Here is a 14,002-nt window from a genome sequence, read left to right on the forward strand (position 1 = left end):
TTGATACGAAAACTGGTTGTACTGCTGCTGATCGGTCTGTTCTCGGCGGCTTTGCTGTTGGGGTTTTCCGCGTGGAAATATGACGCTGCCTTGAAGCAGCCGTTGAATCTGACCCAGGAGCAATTGCTCGATGTGCCGGCCGGGGCGACGCCCACCGGGACCTTCAATCGCCTGGAAGCCGATGGCGTGCTCGACGGCGCGTTCTGGTTGCGCCTGTATTGGCGCTTCAACCTGGACGGTCAACCGCTGCACAGCGGTGAATACCGCATGACCCCGGGCATGACCGCCGAAGGCCTGATCGGCCTGTGGCAGCGCGGCGAAGTGGTGCAATACAGCCTGACGCTGGTGGAGGGCTGGAATTTCCGCCAGGTGCGTTCGGCCCTGGCCAAGCATGAAAAGATCGTGCAGACCCTGGCGGGCCTGAGTGACAGCGAAGTGATGGACAAGCTCGGCCATCCTGGCGTGTTCCCCGAAGGTCGGTTCTTCCCGGATACCTACCGCTTCGTGCGCGGCATGACCGATGTCGAGTTCCTGAAGAAAGCCTATAACCGCCTGGATGATGTACTCGCCCAGGAGTGGAGCAAGCGTGCTGCCGACGCGCCCTATACCGACCCCTATCAAGCCTTGATCATGGCCTCCCTGGTGGAGAAAGAGACCGGTGTGCCGGAAGAGCGCGGGCAGATTGCCGGGGTATTCGTACGCCGCCTGAAGATCGGCATGCTGCTGCAGACGGACCCCACCGTGATCTACGGCCTGGGTGAGCGCTACAACGGCAAGTTGACCCGTGCGCACCTCAAGGAAGCCAACCCCTATAACACTTACATGGTTGCCGGCCTGCCGCCGACACCCATCGCCATGGTCGGCCGCGAGGCGATCCATGCCGCGTTGAACCCGGTGCCGGGCAGCAGCCTGTATTTCGTCGCCCGTGGCGACGGCAGCCATATTTTCTCCGATGACCTGGGTGCGCATAATGCCGCTGTGCGTGAGTTCCAGCTCAAGCGCCGTGCCGATTACCGCTCAAGCCCGGCACCGCTGGTAAAACCGCCGGAAGACGTAGCGCCGCCTGCTGATGCACCCGCCGAGCCCGCGCCGGATGCCGCCGCGCCGCAAAGCCCGCAATGACTCTGACTAAGGACTGCCTGTGACTGGCTTGTTTATTACCCTGGAAGGCCCGGAAGGCGCCGGCAAAAGCACCAACCGCGATTACCTGGCCGGCCGCTTGCGCGCTGAAGGTGTCGAGGTGGTGTTGACCCGTGAGCCCGGCGGTACACCCCTGGCCGAGCGCATCCGTGACGTGTTGCTGGCCCCAGGCGAAGAACAGATGAACCCGGACACCGAGCTGCTGCTGGTGTTCGCTGCCCGTGCCCAGCACCTGGCCGAGGTGATTCGTCCGGCCCTGGCCCGCGGTGCCGTGGTGATCTGCGACCGTTTTACCGATTCCACGTATGCCTACCAGGGCGGTGGCCGGGGTTTGTCCCTGGCGCGTATCGCCACGTTGGAAACCTTTGTGCAGGGTGATCTACGTCCCGACCTGACCCTGTTGTTCGACCTGCCGGTGGCAGTGGGCATGGCCCGCGCCAGCGCCCGTGGGCGTCTCGACCGTTTCGAACTGGAAGGCCAGGGGTTTTTCGATGCTGTGCGCAGCGCGTTTCTCAAGCGCGCCCAGGCGGAACCGGCGCGCTACCACCTGCTGGACGCAGCCCAGCCGTTGACGCAGGTGCAGCAGGCCATCGACGCCCTGTTACCCAAGCTGTTGGAGCGCGCCCGTGGCTGAAGCCTACCCATGGCAGGACAGTCTCTGGCAGCAGTTGGCCGGCCGTGCCCAGCACGCCCATGCCTATCTGCTGCATGGGCCGATCGGGATTGGTAAGCGCGATCTGGCTGAGCGACTCATGGCCAGCCTGCTGTGCCAGCGCCCGGTCAACCTTGAAGCCTGCGGCGCGTGCAAATCCTGCCTGTTGCTCAAGGCCGGCAGCCACCCGGACAACTACCTGCTCGAACCCGAGGAGGCCGATAAGGCGATCAAGGTCGACCAGGTGCGTGACCTCGTCAGTTTCGTGGTGCAGACCGCGCAGATGGGCGGGCGCAAGGTGGTGCTGATCGAGCCGGTGGAGGCGATGAACATCAACGCCGCCAATGCCTTGCTCAAGAGCCTGGAAGAACCCTCCGGCGACACGGTGCTGTTGCTGGTGAGCCACCAGTCCAGCCGCTTGTTGCCGACCATTCGCAGCCGTTGTGTACAGCAGGCCTGCCCGTTGCCCAGCGAAGCCATGAGCCTGCAATGGCTGGCGAAGGCGCTGCCGGATTGCTCCGCAGAGGAGCGGATCGAGTTGCTGACCCTGGCGGCCGGTTCCCCGCTGGCGGCCGTCAAGCTGCAAGCCCAGGGCGTACGTGAGCAACGCGCCCTGGTTGTGGATGGGGTGAAAAAACTGCTCAAGCAAGAGCTGTCCGCCACCCAGTTGGCTGAAAGCGCCTGGAAGGACATTCCCTTGCTGCTGCTGTTCGACTGGTTCTGTGATTGGTCGAGCCTGATCCTGCGCTACCAGTTGACCCAGGATGAAAATGGCCTGGGCCTGCCGGACATGCGCAAGGTGGTGCAATACCTCGCGCAGAAAAGTGCCCAGGACAAGGTGCTGACTATCCAGGACTGGATCCTCGCCCAGCGCCAGAAGGTGCTCGGCAAGGCCAACCTCAACCGCGTGCTGTTGCTTGAAGCCCTGCTGGTGCAGTGGGTTGGCTTGCTCGGCCGCCGTTAATTTCCTTGGCCGACGAGTGTATCGTTGGCCAGACACTTTCCGTGACCTAAGTCGTAATTTCCTATGCTTGTAGATTCCCATTGCCACCTTGATCGCCTCGACCTTGCCCAGCATGGCGGCTCCCTGGATGCTGCCCTCGACGCTGCACGCCAGCGTGGGGTAGGGCATTTCCTGTGCATTGGCGTCAGCGCCGAAAATGCTGCCGACGTCAAAGCCTTGGCTGAGCGTTATGCCGATGTGGATTGCTCGGTGGGTATCCACCCGCTGGACCTCAAGCCCGGCGAAGCCCCGGCCCTCGACTGGCTGCTGGGTGAGCTCAATCACTCGCGGGTGGTGGCCATTGGCGAAACCGGCCTGGACTACCATTACGAGCCGGAAGCCGCCGAGTTGCAGCAGGCCTCGTTTCGCCTGCATTTGCAGGCCGCCGGGCAAACCGGCAAGCCGGTGATCGTCCACACCCGTGGTGCCCGTGCCGACACCCTGGCCCTGTTGCGCGAAGCCGCGTTGCCCCAGGCCGGCGTGTTGCATTGCTTTACCGAGGATTGGGACATGGCCAAGGCAGCGCTCGACCTGGGGTTCTATATTTCCCTGTCGGGCATTGTCACTTTCCGCAATGCCGATGCCCTGCGCGACGTGGCGCGCCAAGTGCCAGCCGACCGCCTGCTGGTGGAAACCGATTCGCCGTACCTGGCGCCGATTCCCCATCGTGGCAAACCGAACCTGCCCGAATATGTACGGGATGTGGCGGACTACCTGGCGATGCTGCGCGGTGAGTCCTATGAGCGCTTTGCCGAGCAGACCACCGAGAACTTCAAGCGCCTGTTCCCGCTGGCCCACGTCGCCGCATGACACGACTGAATCGCAGGCAAAAAAAACCCGGGTTCTGGGGGGTGAATCCGGGTTAAGACCATTAGGAGTAAAACAAGGGCACACAGTCCGTCGGTACCCAGGTCGGCGCTTCACTTGGGGGAGATGTCACGCCGACAGTTCAAGTATTGATCAGTATCTGATTCAGTCCAGTCGCGACTGATCGTTTTTTAAACAGATTTGGAATACATGCGCTTCGCTTGAGTTCTCATTGGGCAGGTGCACGGGTGCAGTTGTTGCGTATTATTTCTGACTGATAGGCATGAAAACGTTGGCGCCTTGAAAGTAAAGTGCAGGGCGGGTTCACATAGACGTTGCCCAACGACCGTTCAGTCGGGATAATCCCTCGCACTGGGTAAATCGTATCGCCATGTATTCGTGGCCCTGCGCAGCCCTCCCTATTCCGACCTTTGCAGACCTCTTCCTCATGCACAAAGAACCCCGTAAGGTCCGTGAGTTTCGCCGCCGTGAGCAGGAAATTCTCGACACCGCACTCAAGTTGTTCCTCGAACAAGGCGAAGACAGCGTCACCGTCGAGATGATCGCGGATGCCGTGGGTATCGGCAAAGGCACGATCTACAAGCACTTCAAGTCCAAGGCCGAGATCTACCTGCGCCTGATGCTCGACTACGAGCGCGACTTGAACGAGCTGCTGCATTCGGCCGATGTCGACAAGGACAAGGAAGCGCTGTCCCGCGCCTACTTCGAGTTCCGCATGCGCGACCCGCAGCGCTACCGCCTGTTCGACCGCCTGGAAGAGAAGGTGGTCAAGGGCCATCAAGTGCCGGAGATGGTCGAGGAGCTGCACAAGATCCGCGCCTCGAACTTCGAGCGCCTGACCCTGCTGATCAAGGGCCGCATCAGCGAAGGCAAGCTTGAAGACGTACCGCCGTATTTCCACTACTGCGCCGCCTGGGCCTTGGTGCACGGCGCCGTGGCGCTGTACCACTCGCCGTTCTGGAGCAATGTGCTGGAAGACCAGGAAGGTTTCTTCCAGTTCCTGATGGATATCGGTGTGCGCATGGGCAACAAGCGCAAGCACAGCTCCGAGCCGGCACTGGTTGAAGCGGCCCCCGTCGAAACCCCGGCCACGTAATGATTTGCTGCCAGGCGCAGTAACCCAGGAATATACTCAGGCAAGGATATTGCTAAAAGCTGATTTATCAGTCAGTTTTTAGCACGCCCGAATCATCCTCTGCCGGAGTGATCCATGATCGTTGATCGTCAAGGCAGGCGTTTTCGCAATTTGCGGATCAGCCTGACCTCAGCCTGCAATTACGCGTGTACCTACTGCGTGCCGAACGGCAAGCGGCTGGTGGCTGCCCAGGACGAACTCTCGGCCGAGGCCATGGCCCGTGGCGTGGCCTACCTGATCGAGGCGGCGGGCATCGAGCGCTTGCGCATCACCGGTGGCGAGCCGCTGGTCAGCCCCAAGCTGGAAGCCTTCATGGGCGCCGTGGGCGGCATGGGCCTCAGCGACATCAGCCTGACCACCAACGGCCAGTTGCTGGCGCGCAAACTGCCGCTGCTGGTGGATGCGGGGATTCGGCGTATCAACGTCTCCCTCGATACCCTGGATGCCGGCGCCTTTCGCAGCATCGCCCGTGGCGGCGACCTGGCGACCGTGCTCGATGGCATGGACCAGGCGCGTGCTGCCGGGATCAAGATCAAGGTCAACATGGTGCCGTTGCGCGGCCAGAACCTCGACCAGGTGATGCCGCTGCTCGACTACTGTCTGGAGCGTGGCTACGAGCTGCGTTTTATCGAGTTGATGCGCATGGGCCACCTGGCCAAGGACTCCAATGCATTCCTGCAGCAGTTCGTCAGCCTGCAACAACTGCTCGGCCTGATCGGCGAACACCACGAATACCTGCAAGCCAACGCTCCCGTGGACGCCACGGCGGTACGCTACGAAGTGCCGGGCAAAGGCTTCTTCGGCGTGATCGCCAACGAAAGCGTACCGTTCTGCCGCACCTGTTCACGGCTGCGCTTGTCGTCGACCGGCTGGCTGCATGGCTGCCTGTCGTCGAGCAACCGTCACTATGTCGGCGACCTGTTGGACAAGCCTCGCCACCAGGCGCTGCCGGCCCTGCAAGGCCTGCTGATGAAGGCCTTGGGCGATAAGCAGGAAGTGGCCTTCTCCGGCGGTGCGACGATCATGAAGATCATTGGCGGATAATGCTTTCCCAAGATTAAACATCATCCAATGTGGGAGGGAGCAAGCCCCCTCCCACATTTAGTTCTGCGTTGTTTCCAAATGGCGCGGATTCTGCATCTCGTGTCCATTCGCCGGTTTTCCGTCACCGGCTTCTGGAGGATTAGGATGCGTAGTCTGGTTTTGTTGCTGGCGTCGTTGACGCTGAGTGGTTGCATGACCGTCAGCGATATGGCCGAAGGCACCCGTTATCAGATGAGCGACGCCGGGTTGCTGGACCACAGCGACACTCGTCGTACCGCCTCGGTGCGCATACAGCCGGATTCCTTTGTCTTTATCGCCCAGGGTGCATTTGTACCGCCCGGCAGCGCCTACCCGCGGCCGAATGTGGTTGCCGAGGAAGCCTTCAACGGTTTCGTCGAATACTTCCCCATGGTGCGTCGTGCTCGTCAGCCGGAAGGCCTGGAGCAGGCGATGGCCGAGGCCCGTGCGGCGGGTGCCCACTACCTGCTGTACTGCCGTTTCGCCAAGGCCGATGACCGTATTGGCAACGCCGACGAATGGGCTGATCAAGAGGCGCTGGACCGGCTTGGCCTGGACAACGGGGTAATCCAGATCATGTTGATCGAGACCAGCACCCAGTATTTGATTGATACTGCACGTATTCGCAGTCGTGGCGGTTTACTGACGTTCCACGACAACAAGCCAGAAGACCTGATTGCCCGCCCCTTGGCGCAGTACGCCCGAGGCCTGTTGGGCATGGGCGATCAGTAACACCAAGGAGAACACCATGACCGATTCCGCCAAGGCCAACGATCTGTTGGCTCAGTTGCCCAAGGGCAAGGGACCGGCGCCGGTGCATCTGTGGAACCCGGATTTCTGCGGCAACATCGACATGCGCATCGCCCGTGACGGCACCTGGTTCTACCAGGGCACGCCGATCGGGCGTAAGCCGATGGTCAAATTGTTCTCTACTATCATCCGTCGAGATGGCGATGATTACTTCCTGATCACCCCAGTGGAAAAAGTCGGTATCACCGTCGATGATGCGCCCTTTGTCGCGGTTACTCTCGACGTCGAAGGGCAGGGCGAAAGCCAGGTGCTGCGTTTCACCACCAACGTCGACGAGCAGGTTGCAGCCGATATTGAGCATCCACTGCGGGTGGTGATCGATCCCGTCACCCAGGAACCGTCCCCCTATCTGCGCGTGCGTACCAACCTCGAAGCCCTGGTGCATCGCAATGTGTTCTACCAATTGGTGGAGTTGGCAGTGAGTCGCCCGATCAATGGTCAGAACTGGCTTGGCGTATGGAGCGGCGGCGAGTTTTTCCGTATTGGCCTGGAGCCGTGAGACCGGTTTTTTCATCTCCCTGAAATAATTCGCTTGCTGCAAATGGCCGCTTTCGGTTATCAATTTGTACATGATTAGACATGTCCGATTTGATAAGAAAAAACGCGTCGTCGACGAGCTCATCCGCCGTATCGAGGGAGGGGTGATGGCCGACGGTTTCCTGTTGCCGGGCGAGCATCAACTGGCTGAAGAGTTTGCGGTCAGCCGGGGCACGCTGCGTGAAGCCCTCGCCGAACTCAAAAGGCGCAATTACATCGCGACCCAGAGCGGCGTGGGCTCCATCGTCACATTTGATGGCATGGCGCTGGATCAAACCAGCGGTTGGGCCCAGGCCCTGGCGGACACCGGGGCCCTGGTGACCACCGATATTCTGCGCCTGGAAGCGGTGACGCGCGCCGATCTGTTCAGTCGCTTCGGCACCGACCAATTTATCGCCCTCGACCGCCGTCGCCGCACGACTGATGGCACGGCCGTTTCCCTTGAGCGCTCGCTGATGCCCGCGTCCGGTGGCCTGGAAAGCCTGCCGCGCGTTGGGCTGATCGATAATTCCCTGACCATCACCCTGGCAGCCTACGGTTACGTCGGTGCCGAAGGTGACCAATGGATCGGCGCCGAGCCCCTCAGCGATGAAGATGCCGAGTTGCTTGGCCGCCCGGTGGGCACGGTGTTCCTCAAGGCCTCGCGCACCACCTACGATCGCCGCGAGCGCTTCATGGAGTACGTCGAAAGCCTGCTCGACCCTCTGCACTTTCGCCTGCACCTGCAGTTTGGATCTTCAAAATGACCCCCAATACCCGCGCCCTCGGCGCTTTCTACGGCCTGGCGTTGGGCGATGCCCTGGGCATGCCCACCCAATCCCTGAGCCGTGAGCAAGTGCAACAGCGCTTTGGTGCCATTACCGGCCTGGAAAATGCCGACGCCGACCAACCCATCGCGCCCAATATGCCGGCGGGCTCCATCACCGATGACACCGAGCAAGCGATCCTGGTCGGTGAGCTGCTGGTCGAGGGCCGAGGCAAGATCGACCCCGCCGTGCTCGCCCGGCGCCTGATCGATTGGGAAGCGGTGATGCGCGCCAAGGGCTCCCAGGATCTGCTCGGCCCGTCGACCAAGCGTGCAATCGATATGATCCTCAACGGCCATACCCCGGAAGAATCCGGGCGCTACGGCACCACCAATGGCGCCGCCATGCGCATCACCCCAGTGGGAATCGCCGCCGATGTCAGCGACCCGGCGCGATTTATCCAGGCGGTGATCCAGGCCTGCCAGGTCACCCACAACACCAACCTGGGCATCTCCAGCGCCGCGGCAGTGGCGGCGGTGGTGTCCGCGGGCATCAACGGTGTGGACTTGGGTGAAGCCTTGAATATCGGCACCCAGGTGGCTCAACAGGCGGAAGGCCATGGCCATTGGATTGCCGGCGGGCGCATCTCCACCCGTATCAGTTGGGCGCGCACCCTGAGCGTCGGCAGCGGCGACACAGCCCTGTTCGCCGACCTGCTGTATGAATTGATTGGCACCTCCGTCGCCTCCCAGGAGTCGGTGGTGGTGTCGTTTGCCCTCGCCCAGCAAGTGGCAGTGGGGGCCATGAACGCGTTCGAAGCCCTTTGCCTGGCCGCCAGCCTGGGCGGCGATACCGACACGATTGCCGCGATGCTCGGCGCGATGCTCGGTGCCTGCCTCGGCCTGCAGTGCTGGCCCGAATCAATGATCAAACAGGTCAAGCAGGTCAACGGCCTCGATCTGCAGCCGCTGGTTCAAGGCTTGCTCGCATTGCGCTGAGTCAGGAAGACCGCGTATCCGCCACAATCACAACAATACAGGCACCAGGAGCACCACTCATGAGCAGCACTTCTTCCGGCCAAAGCGCTGGGCAATTGGAAACCCGCGGTATCGAACCGGTCCCTGAAGGCGAGTGCAACGGCCATCCACTGCAACTGTTCTGGGTGTGGTTCGCCGCCAATATCAGCATCCTCGGCCTGCCCCTCGGCGCCACCCTCGTGGCGTTTCGCGGCCTGGCCATCTGGCAGGCGATCATCGTCGCGATCCTCGGCGCCGCGGGCTCGTTCGCCGTGGTGGGCATCATCTCCATCGCCGGCCGTCGCGGTCGTGCCCCCAGCCTGACCTTGTCCCGCGCCATCTTCGGCGTGCGCGGCAATATCGGCCCGACGCTGGTGTCGTTGATGTCGCGCCTGGGCTGGGAAACCGTCAACACCACCACGGCGGCCTTCGTGTTGCTGTCGTTGTGTTCAATTCTGTTCGGCTCTGCGGTGGAGGCGAAAAGCGCACCGGTCCTCACCCTGATCTTCATCGGCATTTTCGTGTTGCTGACCTTGGCCGTATCGGGCCTGGGCCACGCCACCTTGCTGGTGATCCAGAAGTGGGCCACCTACGTGTTCGGCGCGTTGAATATCCTGGTGGGCGGTTTCCTCTGCGCCACCATCGACTGGAGTGCGGTGTTCAACGCCACCCCGGCTCCCCTGAGCGCGATGATCATCGGCATCGGCACCATGGCCGCCGGTACCGGTATCGGCTGGGCCAACGCCGGTGCCGACATGTCGCGCTACCAGCACCGCAGCGTCACGGCCGTGCGCCTGGTGGCGTCGGCGGCATTTGGTGCGGGCATTCCGCTGGTGTTGCTGATTACCCTCGGCGGCCTGCTATCGGTCGGCAACAACGACCTGGCCGCGGCCACTGACCCGATCATCGCGATCCGCGACATGCTGCCCACCTGGATGGCGGTGCCGTACCTGATCACCGCGTTTGGCGGGCTGCTGCTGTCGAACAACCTGTCGGTGTATTCGGCCGGCCTGACCACCTTGACCCTTGGCCTGAAGGTCAAGCGCGTGCATGCGGTGATCGTCGACATCGTGGCGATCTTCGCCGGTTCCATCTACTTCATGCTGATCGCCGACAGTTTCTACGGCCCGTTCATCACCTTCATCTCGTTGCTGGCGGTGCCGATCACCGCGTGGGTTGGGATCTTCGTGGTCGACCTGATCCATCGTCACTACTACAGCCCCAAGGACCTGCTGGACGTGAGCCCGAGCAGCGCCTACTGGTATCGCGGCGGTGTGGAATGGCGCGCCTTCGGCGCCTGGGCCGTGGCCATCGTACTGGGTTTCAGCTTCACCACCATCGGCACCACCGCCGAGAATATCTGGTTCGCCGGGCCGTTGTCCGACTCCTGGCTCGGCCACAATGGCCTGGGCTGGATCGTCACTTTCCTGGTCGCCGGTGGGATTTATGCGGTACTGGGCGGCGCGGCTGACCGTCGTCCGGCGTTGGTAGAGAGCCCTAATGTCTAGATTGCTGCACACCGGCCAGGTCATCGTCGACCTGGTCATGGCCCTCGACACCTTGCCTGCGACCGGCGGCGACGTGCTGGCCAAGTCCGCCAGCTTCGAAGCCGGCGGTGGTTTCAACGTGATGGCGGCGGCGCGGCGCAATGGCTTGCCGGTGGTCTATCTGGGCCGTCACGGCACTGGCCGCTTCGGCGACCTGGCCCGCGCAGCGATGCAGGCCGAGGGCATTGACATGGCCCTGGCGGCCAGCAGCGCAAAGGACACTGGCTTGTGCGTGTCCCTGACCGAAGCCACTACCGAGCGCACGTTCATTTCCCATATCGGCGTCGAGGGTGAACTCAGCCAGGAGGATTTGACCACCGTCGTACCGCGTGTCGACGACTACGTCTACGTCAGTGGCTACAGCCTGCTCCTGGAAGGCAAGGCCCAGGCGCTGATCGACTGGCTGCTGGCACTGCCCCGGGAAGTCGTGGTGGTGTTCGATCCGGGGCCGCTGGTCAAAGCGCCGGATTCGGCCTTGATGGGTGCGCTGTTGCCACGTATCGATATCTGGACCAGCAATGGTCCTGAAGCCTTGGCGTTCACCGGTGCGGCGAGCATCGCCGCCGCGTTGCCCGCGCTCAGTCAGCACCTGCCCGCCGAGACGCTGCTGGTGGTGCGGGACGGGCCGAATGGCTGCTGGGTGGGGCGTGCGGGTCAGATCGAGCATGTGCCGGGCTTCAAGGTGCAGGCGGTGGATAGCAATGGCGCGGGCGATGCGCATGCGGGCGTGTTTATTGCGGGGTTGGCGGCTGGGTTGAAACCTGCTGCGGCAGCACAGCGGGCGAACGCAGCGGCGGCCCTGGCGGTGACGCGTTGGGGCCCGGCAACTTCCCCAGGCACCGCTGAAGTCGACGCATTACTTACTGACTGAACATAGGCCCAAGCATGTGAGAGGAAGGCTTACTCCCTCTCACATTGGGTTTTACATGAGGACTACTGGCGCGTCTCACCTTCGAGTTTGCGCGCCTCGTCCACACCCGACGCCGTCAACTTGATCGGCAGATTCAGCGAGTATTCACCGGCGTCGTCGGTGGTCACATGCCCATCCTTGATCAACCCGCGGTCTTGCAGAAATGCCAACGCACTGGCGACCACTTTCTCTCCGCGGTAGTTATCCAGCACTTCCTTGCCCAGCCCCTGGGGATGAGCGTGCAGCAGGCGGGTGAGGACTTCTTTTTCAAGGTCTTTATCGACGTTCATGCGTACCTCTTCATTGGGGAATGATCGGGTGTTGCGATTGCATTTGATGCGTCAAGGCGCAGGCTGTTTCGGCGCGCCCGGCAGGTTCGAGTCATCGCCTTTATTGATCTTCGGCTCATTCACCGAAGGGCCCATTTTGCCGTTGCCGACGGCCGCTGGCGCCTGGCGTTGGGTATCGTGACCCTGGGTATGCGGGTCGGCACCATTGGTGTTATCGATGACCGCGCCGCCGTTGGTGTCCAGGCCCGTGCCCATGGATTTCTGCGATTCGGTGGTGGCGTCCGGGTTGGTAGGACCAGTGGACGACGTGGCAGCGAAACCACTCAGCGAAACCGAAGACAACAGGCCAGCAAATGCGAGGGCGGCAAACTTGGAATGCTTCATGAGGGTGTCTCCATATGATTGATGTCCTTACCCTCTATTGGTCAGTTGTGCCTTGATGATCGTGCCTGGGTGGCGACGAACGGTGCCGTGGCACCTGTAAGATTTTGTGTGTCGGTTGCCGGGCTCCCCATAAATTGCACTGCAATCAGTCATCAAAGCGCCTTAGTATGTGTGCTTTGAAATTGCCCAAGGCTCGCCCATGACCATCGAGATTCGCCCCGCCGTGCCCAGCGATGCTGCGCAGATCCTGACTTTCATCACCGAACTCGCCGAGTACGAGAAAGCCCGGCATGAAGTGATCGCCAGCGTGGTGGACATCCAGCGCAGCCTGTTCAGCGAGGGCGCCACCGCCCATGGCCTGATCTGCTCGCGGGATGGCTTGCCGATTGGGTTTGCGGTGTTCTTTTTCAGCTATTCCACGTGGCTGGGCAGCAACTGCCTGTACCTGGAAGACTTGTACATCAACCCGGAACAACGTGGTGGCGGGGCGGGCAAGAAGCTGTTGCGTCATTTGGCGAAGATTGCCTTTGATAACGGGTGCGCGCGCTTCGAGTGGAGCGTGCTGGACTGGAACGAGCCGGCGATTGCCTTTTATAAATCCATCGGCGCCCAGCCGCAGGAGGAGTGGGTGCGCTATCGCATGGAAGGTGATGCGCTGCGGGATTTTGCTCTCGGTTGAAGCCACCTTCTTGAACACACTGTAGATCAAATGTGGGAGGGGGCTTGCTCCCGATAGCGGGGAATCAGTCAGCCTTTCTGTAGCTGACGTGCCGCTATCGGGAGTAAGCCCCCTCCCACATTATTTTTTGATTTTGCTCACTATGTGGGATGCAAATTTATATATTGAGATGTTTCAAATGATGGGTTTATAGTCGTCTGCATCAGCACTCACTGCCAAAAATAAAACAGGTGACGCGATGCAGGCCCAACCGTTGTCATTACCCGCCGTGCCCGAGCCAACCTACGGCGAGCGCCTGAAGAACAAGGTGGTGATCATCACCGGCGCCGCCCAGGGCATTGGTGAGGCGATCGTCGCGTGTTTCCAGGCCCAGCAGGCGCGCCTGGTGATCGCCGATATCCAGGGCGAAAAGGTCGAGAAAGTCGCTGCCCACTGGCGCGAACGCGGCGCCGAGATCTACGCCCCACCCGTCGATATCACCTCCAAAGCGCAATGGCTGGCGTTGGTCAATGTGGCCATTGAGCGCTTCGGCCGGGTGGATGTGCTGGTCAATTGCGCCGGGGTCAACGTGTTCCGCGACCCGCTGGAGATGAGCGACGAAGACTGGCGCCGTTGCTTCGCCATCGACCTCGACGGCGCCTGGTACGGCTGCCGCACGGTGCTGCCACACATGATCGAGCAGGGCATCGGCAACATCATCAATATCGCCTCCACCCATTCCAGCCACATCATTCCCGGCTGCTTTCCCTACCCGGTCGCCAAGCACGGCCTGCTCGGCCTTACCCGCGCCCTTGGCATCGAATACGCGCCCAAGGGCATCCGCGTGAATGCCATCGCCCCGGGCTATATCGAGACCCAGCTCAACGTCGACTACTGGAACGGTTTCCCCGACCCCCACGCCGAACGCCAGCGTGCGTTCGACCTGCACCCGCCCAAGCGCATCGGCCAGCCCATCGAGGTGGCGATGACGGCGCTGTTCCTGGCGACCGACGAGGCGCCCTTTATCAATGCCACCTGCCTGATGATCGATGGCGGGCGGTCGGTGATGTACCACGACTAGAACTTGCCACTCCCAATAACAACAAGAGGTGCCGTTCATGAAAAAAGCAATACGCGTACTGGCAGCTGCCGCCGTGCTCAGCGGCCTCAGTACTTTCGCATTTGCCGAGGAAGTGAAAATCGGCTTCCTGGTCAAGCAGGCCGAGGAGCCGTGGTTCCAGACCGAATGGGCCTTTGCCGAAAAAGCCGGCAAGGAACATGGCT

16 protein-coding genes and 1 pseudogene are annotated in these 14,002 nt (G+C 61.6%); 15 read left to right on the top strand and 2 right to left on the bottom strand.

From position 1 onward, the window contains the following. From mltG to PspCFBP13509_RS28110, 12 genes are all read left to right on the top strand, one after another. Positions 1-1,122, top strand: coding sequence for an endolytic transglycosylase MltG (gene mltG, locus PspCFBP13509_RS28055; RefSeq protein ID WP_137212983.1), 1,122 nt, complete (start codon positions 1-3; stop codon positions 1,120-1,122). A gap of 19 nt (positions 1,123-1,141) precedes the next feature. After that, complete coding sequence (tmk, locus tag PspCFBP13509_RS28060) at positions 1,142-1,774, top strand: dTMP kinase (protein ID WP_027607811.1); 633 nt, start codon at positions 1,142-1,144, stop codon at positions 1,772-1,774. Continuing rightward, positions 1,767-2,756 (top strand): DNA polymerase III subunit delta', encoded by a 990-nt coding sequence (locus PspCFBP13509_RS28065; RefSeq protein WP_074847484.1) that lies wholly within the window; start codon positions 1,767-1,769, stop codon positions 2,754-2,756. The genes tmk and PspCFBP13509_RS28065 overlap by 8 nt, the downstream gene beginning before the upstream one ends. Before the next feature lie 63 nt (positions 2,757-2,819). After that, entirely contained in the window at positions 2,820-3,605 is a 786-nt protein-coding gene (locus PspCFBP13509_RS28070; protein ID WP_074847483.1) for a TatD family hydrolase, read from the top strand. 445 nt (positions 3,606-4,050) lie between these two features. Beyond that, entirely contained in the window at positions 4,051-4,719 is a 669-nt protein-coding gene (locus PspCFBP13509_RS28075) for a TetR/AcrR family transcriptional regulator (protein WP_027607814.1), read from the top strand. A gap of 114 nt (positions 4,720-4,833) precedes the next feature. Further along, a complete protein-coding gene (locus PspCFBP13509_RS28080; RefSeq protein ID WP_065926347.1) occupies positions 4,834-5,802 on the top strand; it encodes a GTP 3',8-cyclase MoaA in 969 nt (322 codons plus the stop codon). A 144-nt stretch (positions 5,803-5,946) separates the two neighbouring features. Next, the gene (locus PspCFBP13509_RS28085; RefSeq protein ID WP_027607816.1) at positions 5,947-6,552 is read left to right on the top strand and encodes a DUF4823 domain-containing protein; all 606 of its coding nucleotides are present in this window, start codon (positions 5,947-5,949) and stop codon (positions 6,550-6,552) included. A 16-nt stretch (positions 6,553-6,568) separates the two neighbouring features. After that, a complete protein-coding gene (locus PspCFBP13509_RS28090; RefSeq protein WP_065939054.1) occupies positions 6,569-7,129 on the top strand; it encodes a DUF1285 domain-containing protein in 561 nt (186 codons plus the stop codon). Positions 7,130-7,199: 70 nt separating this feature from the next. Further along, entirely contained in the window at positions 7,200-7,913 is a 714-nt protein-coding gene (locus tag PspCFBP13509_RS28095) for a GntR family transcriptional regulator (RefSeq protein ID WP_051429403.1), read from the top strand. Then, positions 7,910-8,911 (top strand): ADP-ribosylglycohydrolase family protein, encoded by a 1,002-nt coding sequence (locus tag PspCFBP13509_RS28100; RefSeq protein ID WP_065947751.1) that lies wholly within the window; start codon positions 7,910-7,912, stop codon positions 8,909-8,911. Before PspCFBP13509_RS28095 ends, PspCFBP13509_RS28100 begins: the two co-directional genes overlap by 4 nt. Before the next feature lie 59 nt (positions 8,912-8,970). Beyond that, entirely contained in the window at positions 8,971-10,437 is a 1,467-nt protein-coding gene (locus PspCFBP13509_RS28105; protein ID WP_137212984.1) for a purine-cytosine permease family protein, read from the top strand. Beyond that, on the top strand, positions 10,430-11,347 hold the full coding sequence (locus PspCFBP13509_RS28110) for a PfkB family carbohydrate kinase (protein WP_065926343.1): 918 nt from the start codon (positions 10,430-10,432) through the stop codon (positions 11,345-11,347). Before PspCFBP13509_RS28105 ends, PspCFBP13509_RS28110 begins: the two co-directional genes overlap by 8 nt. Positions 11,348-11,409: 62 nt before the next feature. Here the strand turns inward: PspCFBP13509_RS28110 and PspCFBP13509_RS28115 are convergent, their stop codons facing one another. Together PspCFBP13509_RS28115 and PspCFBP13509_RS28120 are read right to left on the bottom strand one after the other, a co-directional pair. Continuing rightward, positions 11,410-11,676, bottom strand: a complete 267-nt coding sequence (locus tag PspCFBP13509_RS28115) for a hypothetical protein (protein WP_027607822.1) — start codon at positions 11,674-11,676, stop codon at positions 11,410-11,412. Positions 11,677-11,727: 51 nt separating this feature from the next. Further along, the gene (locus PspCFBP13509_RS28120) at positions 11,728-12,060 is read right to left on the bottom strand and encodes a hypothetical protein (RefSeq protein WP_027607823.1); all 333 of its coding nucleotides are present in this window, start codon (positions 12,058-12,060) and stop codon (positions 11,728-11,730) included. A gap of 199 nt (positions 12,061-12,259) precedes the next feature. Here PspCFBP13509_RS28120 and PspCFBP13509_RS28125 point away from each other — a divergent pair, with 199 nt between their 5' ends. The 3 genes and pseudogenes from PspCFBP13509_RS28125 to PspCFBP13509_RS28135 all read left to right on the top strand — a co-directional run. Then, positions 12,260-12,739, top strand: a complete 480-nt coding sequence (locus PspCFBP13509_RS28125) for a GNAT family N-acetyltransferase (RefSeq protein WP_027607824.1) — start codon at positions 12,260-12,262, stop codon at positions 12,737-12,739. 238 nt (positions 12,740-12,977) lie between these two features. After that, a complete protein-coding gene (locus PspCFBP13509_RS28130; RefSeq protein WP_137212985.1) occupies positions 12,978-13,799 on the top strand; it encodes an SDR family oxidoreductase in 822 nt (273 codons plus the stop codon). 37 nt (positions 13,800-13,836) lie between these two features. Further along, a pseudogene (locus tag PspCFBP13509_RS28135) lies at positions 13,837-14,002 on the top strand (arabinose ABC transporter substrate-binding protein); the annotation flags it as partial.

The organism is Pseudomonas sp. CFBP13509, from assembly GCF_005233485.1.
GTDB classification, from domain to species: Bacteria; Pseudomonadota; Gammaproteobacteria; order Pseudomonadales; family Pseudomonadaceae; genus Aquipseudomonas; species Aquipseudomonas marginalis.

Excerpts from the sequence above, each read along its gene's own strand:
- PspCFBP13509_RS28070 (WP_074847483.1), top strand. The coding sequence starts at position 2,820 with ATGCTTGTAGATTCCCATTGCCACCTTGATCGCCTCGACCTTGCCCAG.
- PspCFBP13509_RS28075 (WP_027607814.1), top strand. The coding sequence starts at position 4,051 with ATGCACAAAGAACCCCGTAAGGTCCGTGAGTTTCGCCGCCGTGAGCAG.
- PspCFBP13509_RS28080 (WP_065926347.1), top strand. The coding sequence starts at position 4,834 with ATGATCGTTGATCGTCAAGGCAGGCGTTTTCGCAATTTGCGGATCAGC.
- PspCFBP13509_RS28085 (WP_027607816.1), top strand. The coding sequence starts at position 5,947 with ATGCGTAGTCTGGTTTTGTTGCTGGCGTCGTTGACGCTGAGTGGTTGC.
- PspCFBP13509_RS28090 (WP_065939054.1), top strand. The coding sequence starts at position 6,569 with ATGACCGATTCCGCCAAGGCCAACGATCTGTTGGCTCAGTTGCCCAAG.
- PspCFBP13509_RS28095 (WP_051429403.1), top strand. The coding sequence starts at position 7,200 with ATGATTAGACATGTCCGATTTGATAAGAAAAAACGCGTCGTCGACGAG.
- PspCFBP13509_RS28100 (WP_065947751.1), top strand. The coding sequence starts at position 7,910 with ATGACCCCCAATACCCGCGCCCTCGGCGCTTTCTACGGCCTGGCGTTG.
- PspCFBP13509_RS28105 (WP_137212984.1), top strand. The coding sequence starts at position 8,971 with ATGAGCAGCACTTCTTCCGGCCAAAGCGCTGGGCAATTGGAAACCCGC.
- PspCFBP13509_RS28110 (WP_065926343.1), top strand. The coding sequence starts at position 10,430 with ATGTCTAGATTGCTGCACACCGGCCAGGTCATCGTCGACCTGGTCATG.
- PspCFBP13509_RS28115 (WP_027607822.1), bottom strand. The coding sequence starts at position 11,676 with ATGAACGTCGATAAAGACCTTGAAAAAGAAGTCCTCACCCGCCTGCTG.
- PspCFBP13509_RS28120 (WP_027607823.1), bottom strand. The coding sequence starts at position 12,060 with ATGAAGCATTCCAAGTTTGCCGCCCTCGCATTTGCTGGCCTGTTGTCT.
- PspCFBP13509_RS28125 (WP_027607824.1), top strand. The coding sequence starts at position 12,260 with ATGACCATCGAGATTCGCCCCGCCGTGCCCAGCGATGCTGCGCAGATC.
- PspCFBP13509_RS28130 (WP_137212985.1), top strand. The coding sequence starts at position 12,978 with ATGCAGGCCCAACCGTTGTCATTACCCGCCGTGCCCGAGCCAACCTAC.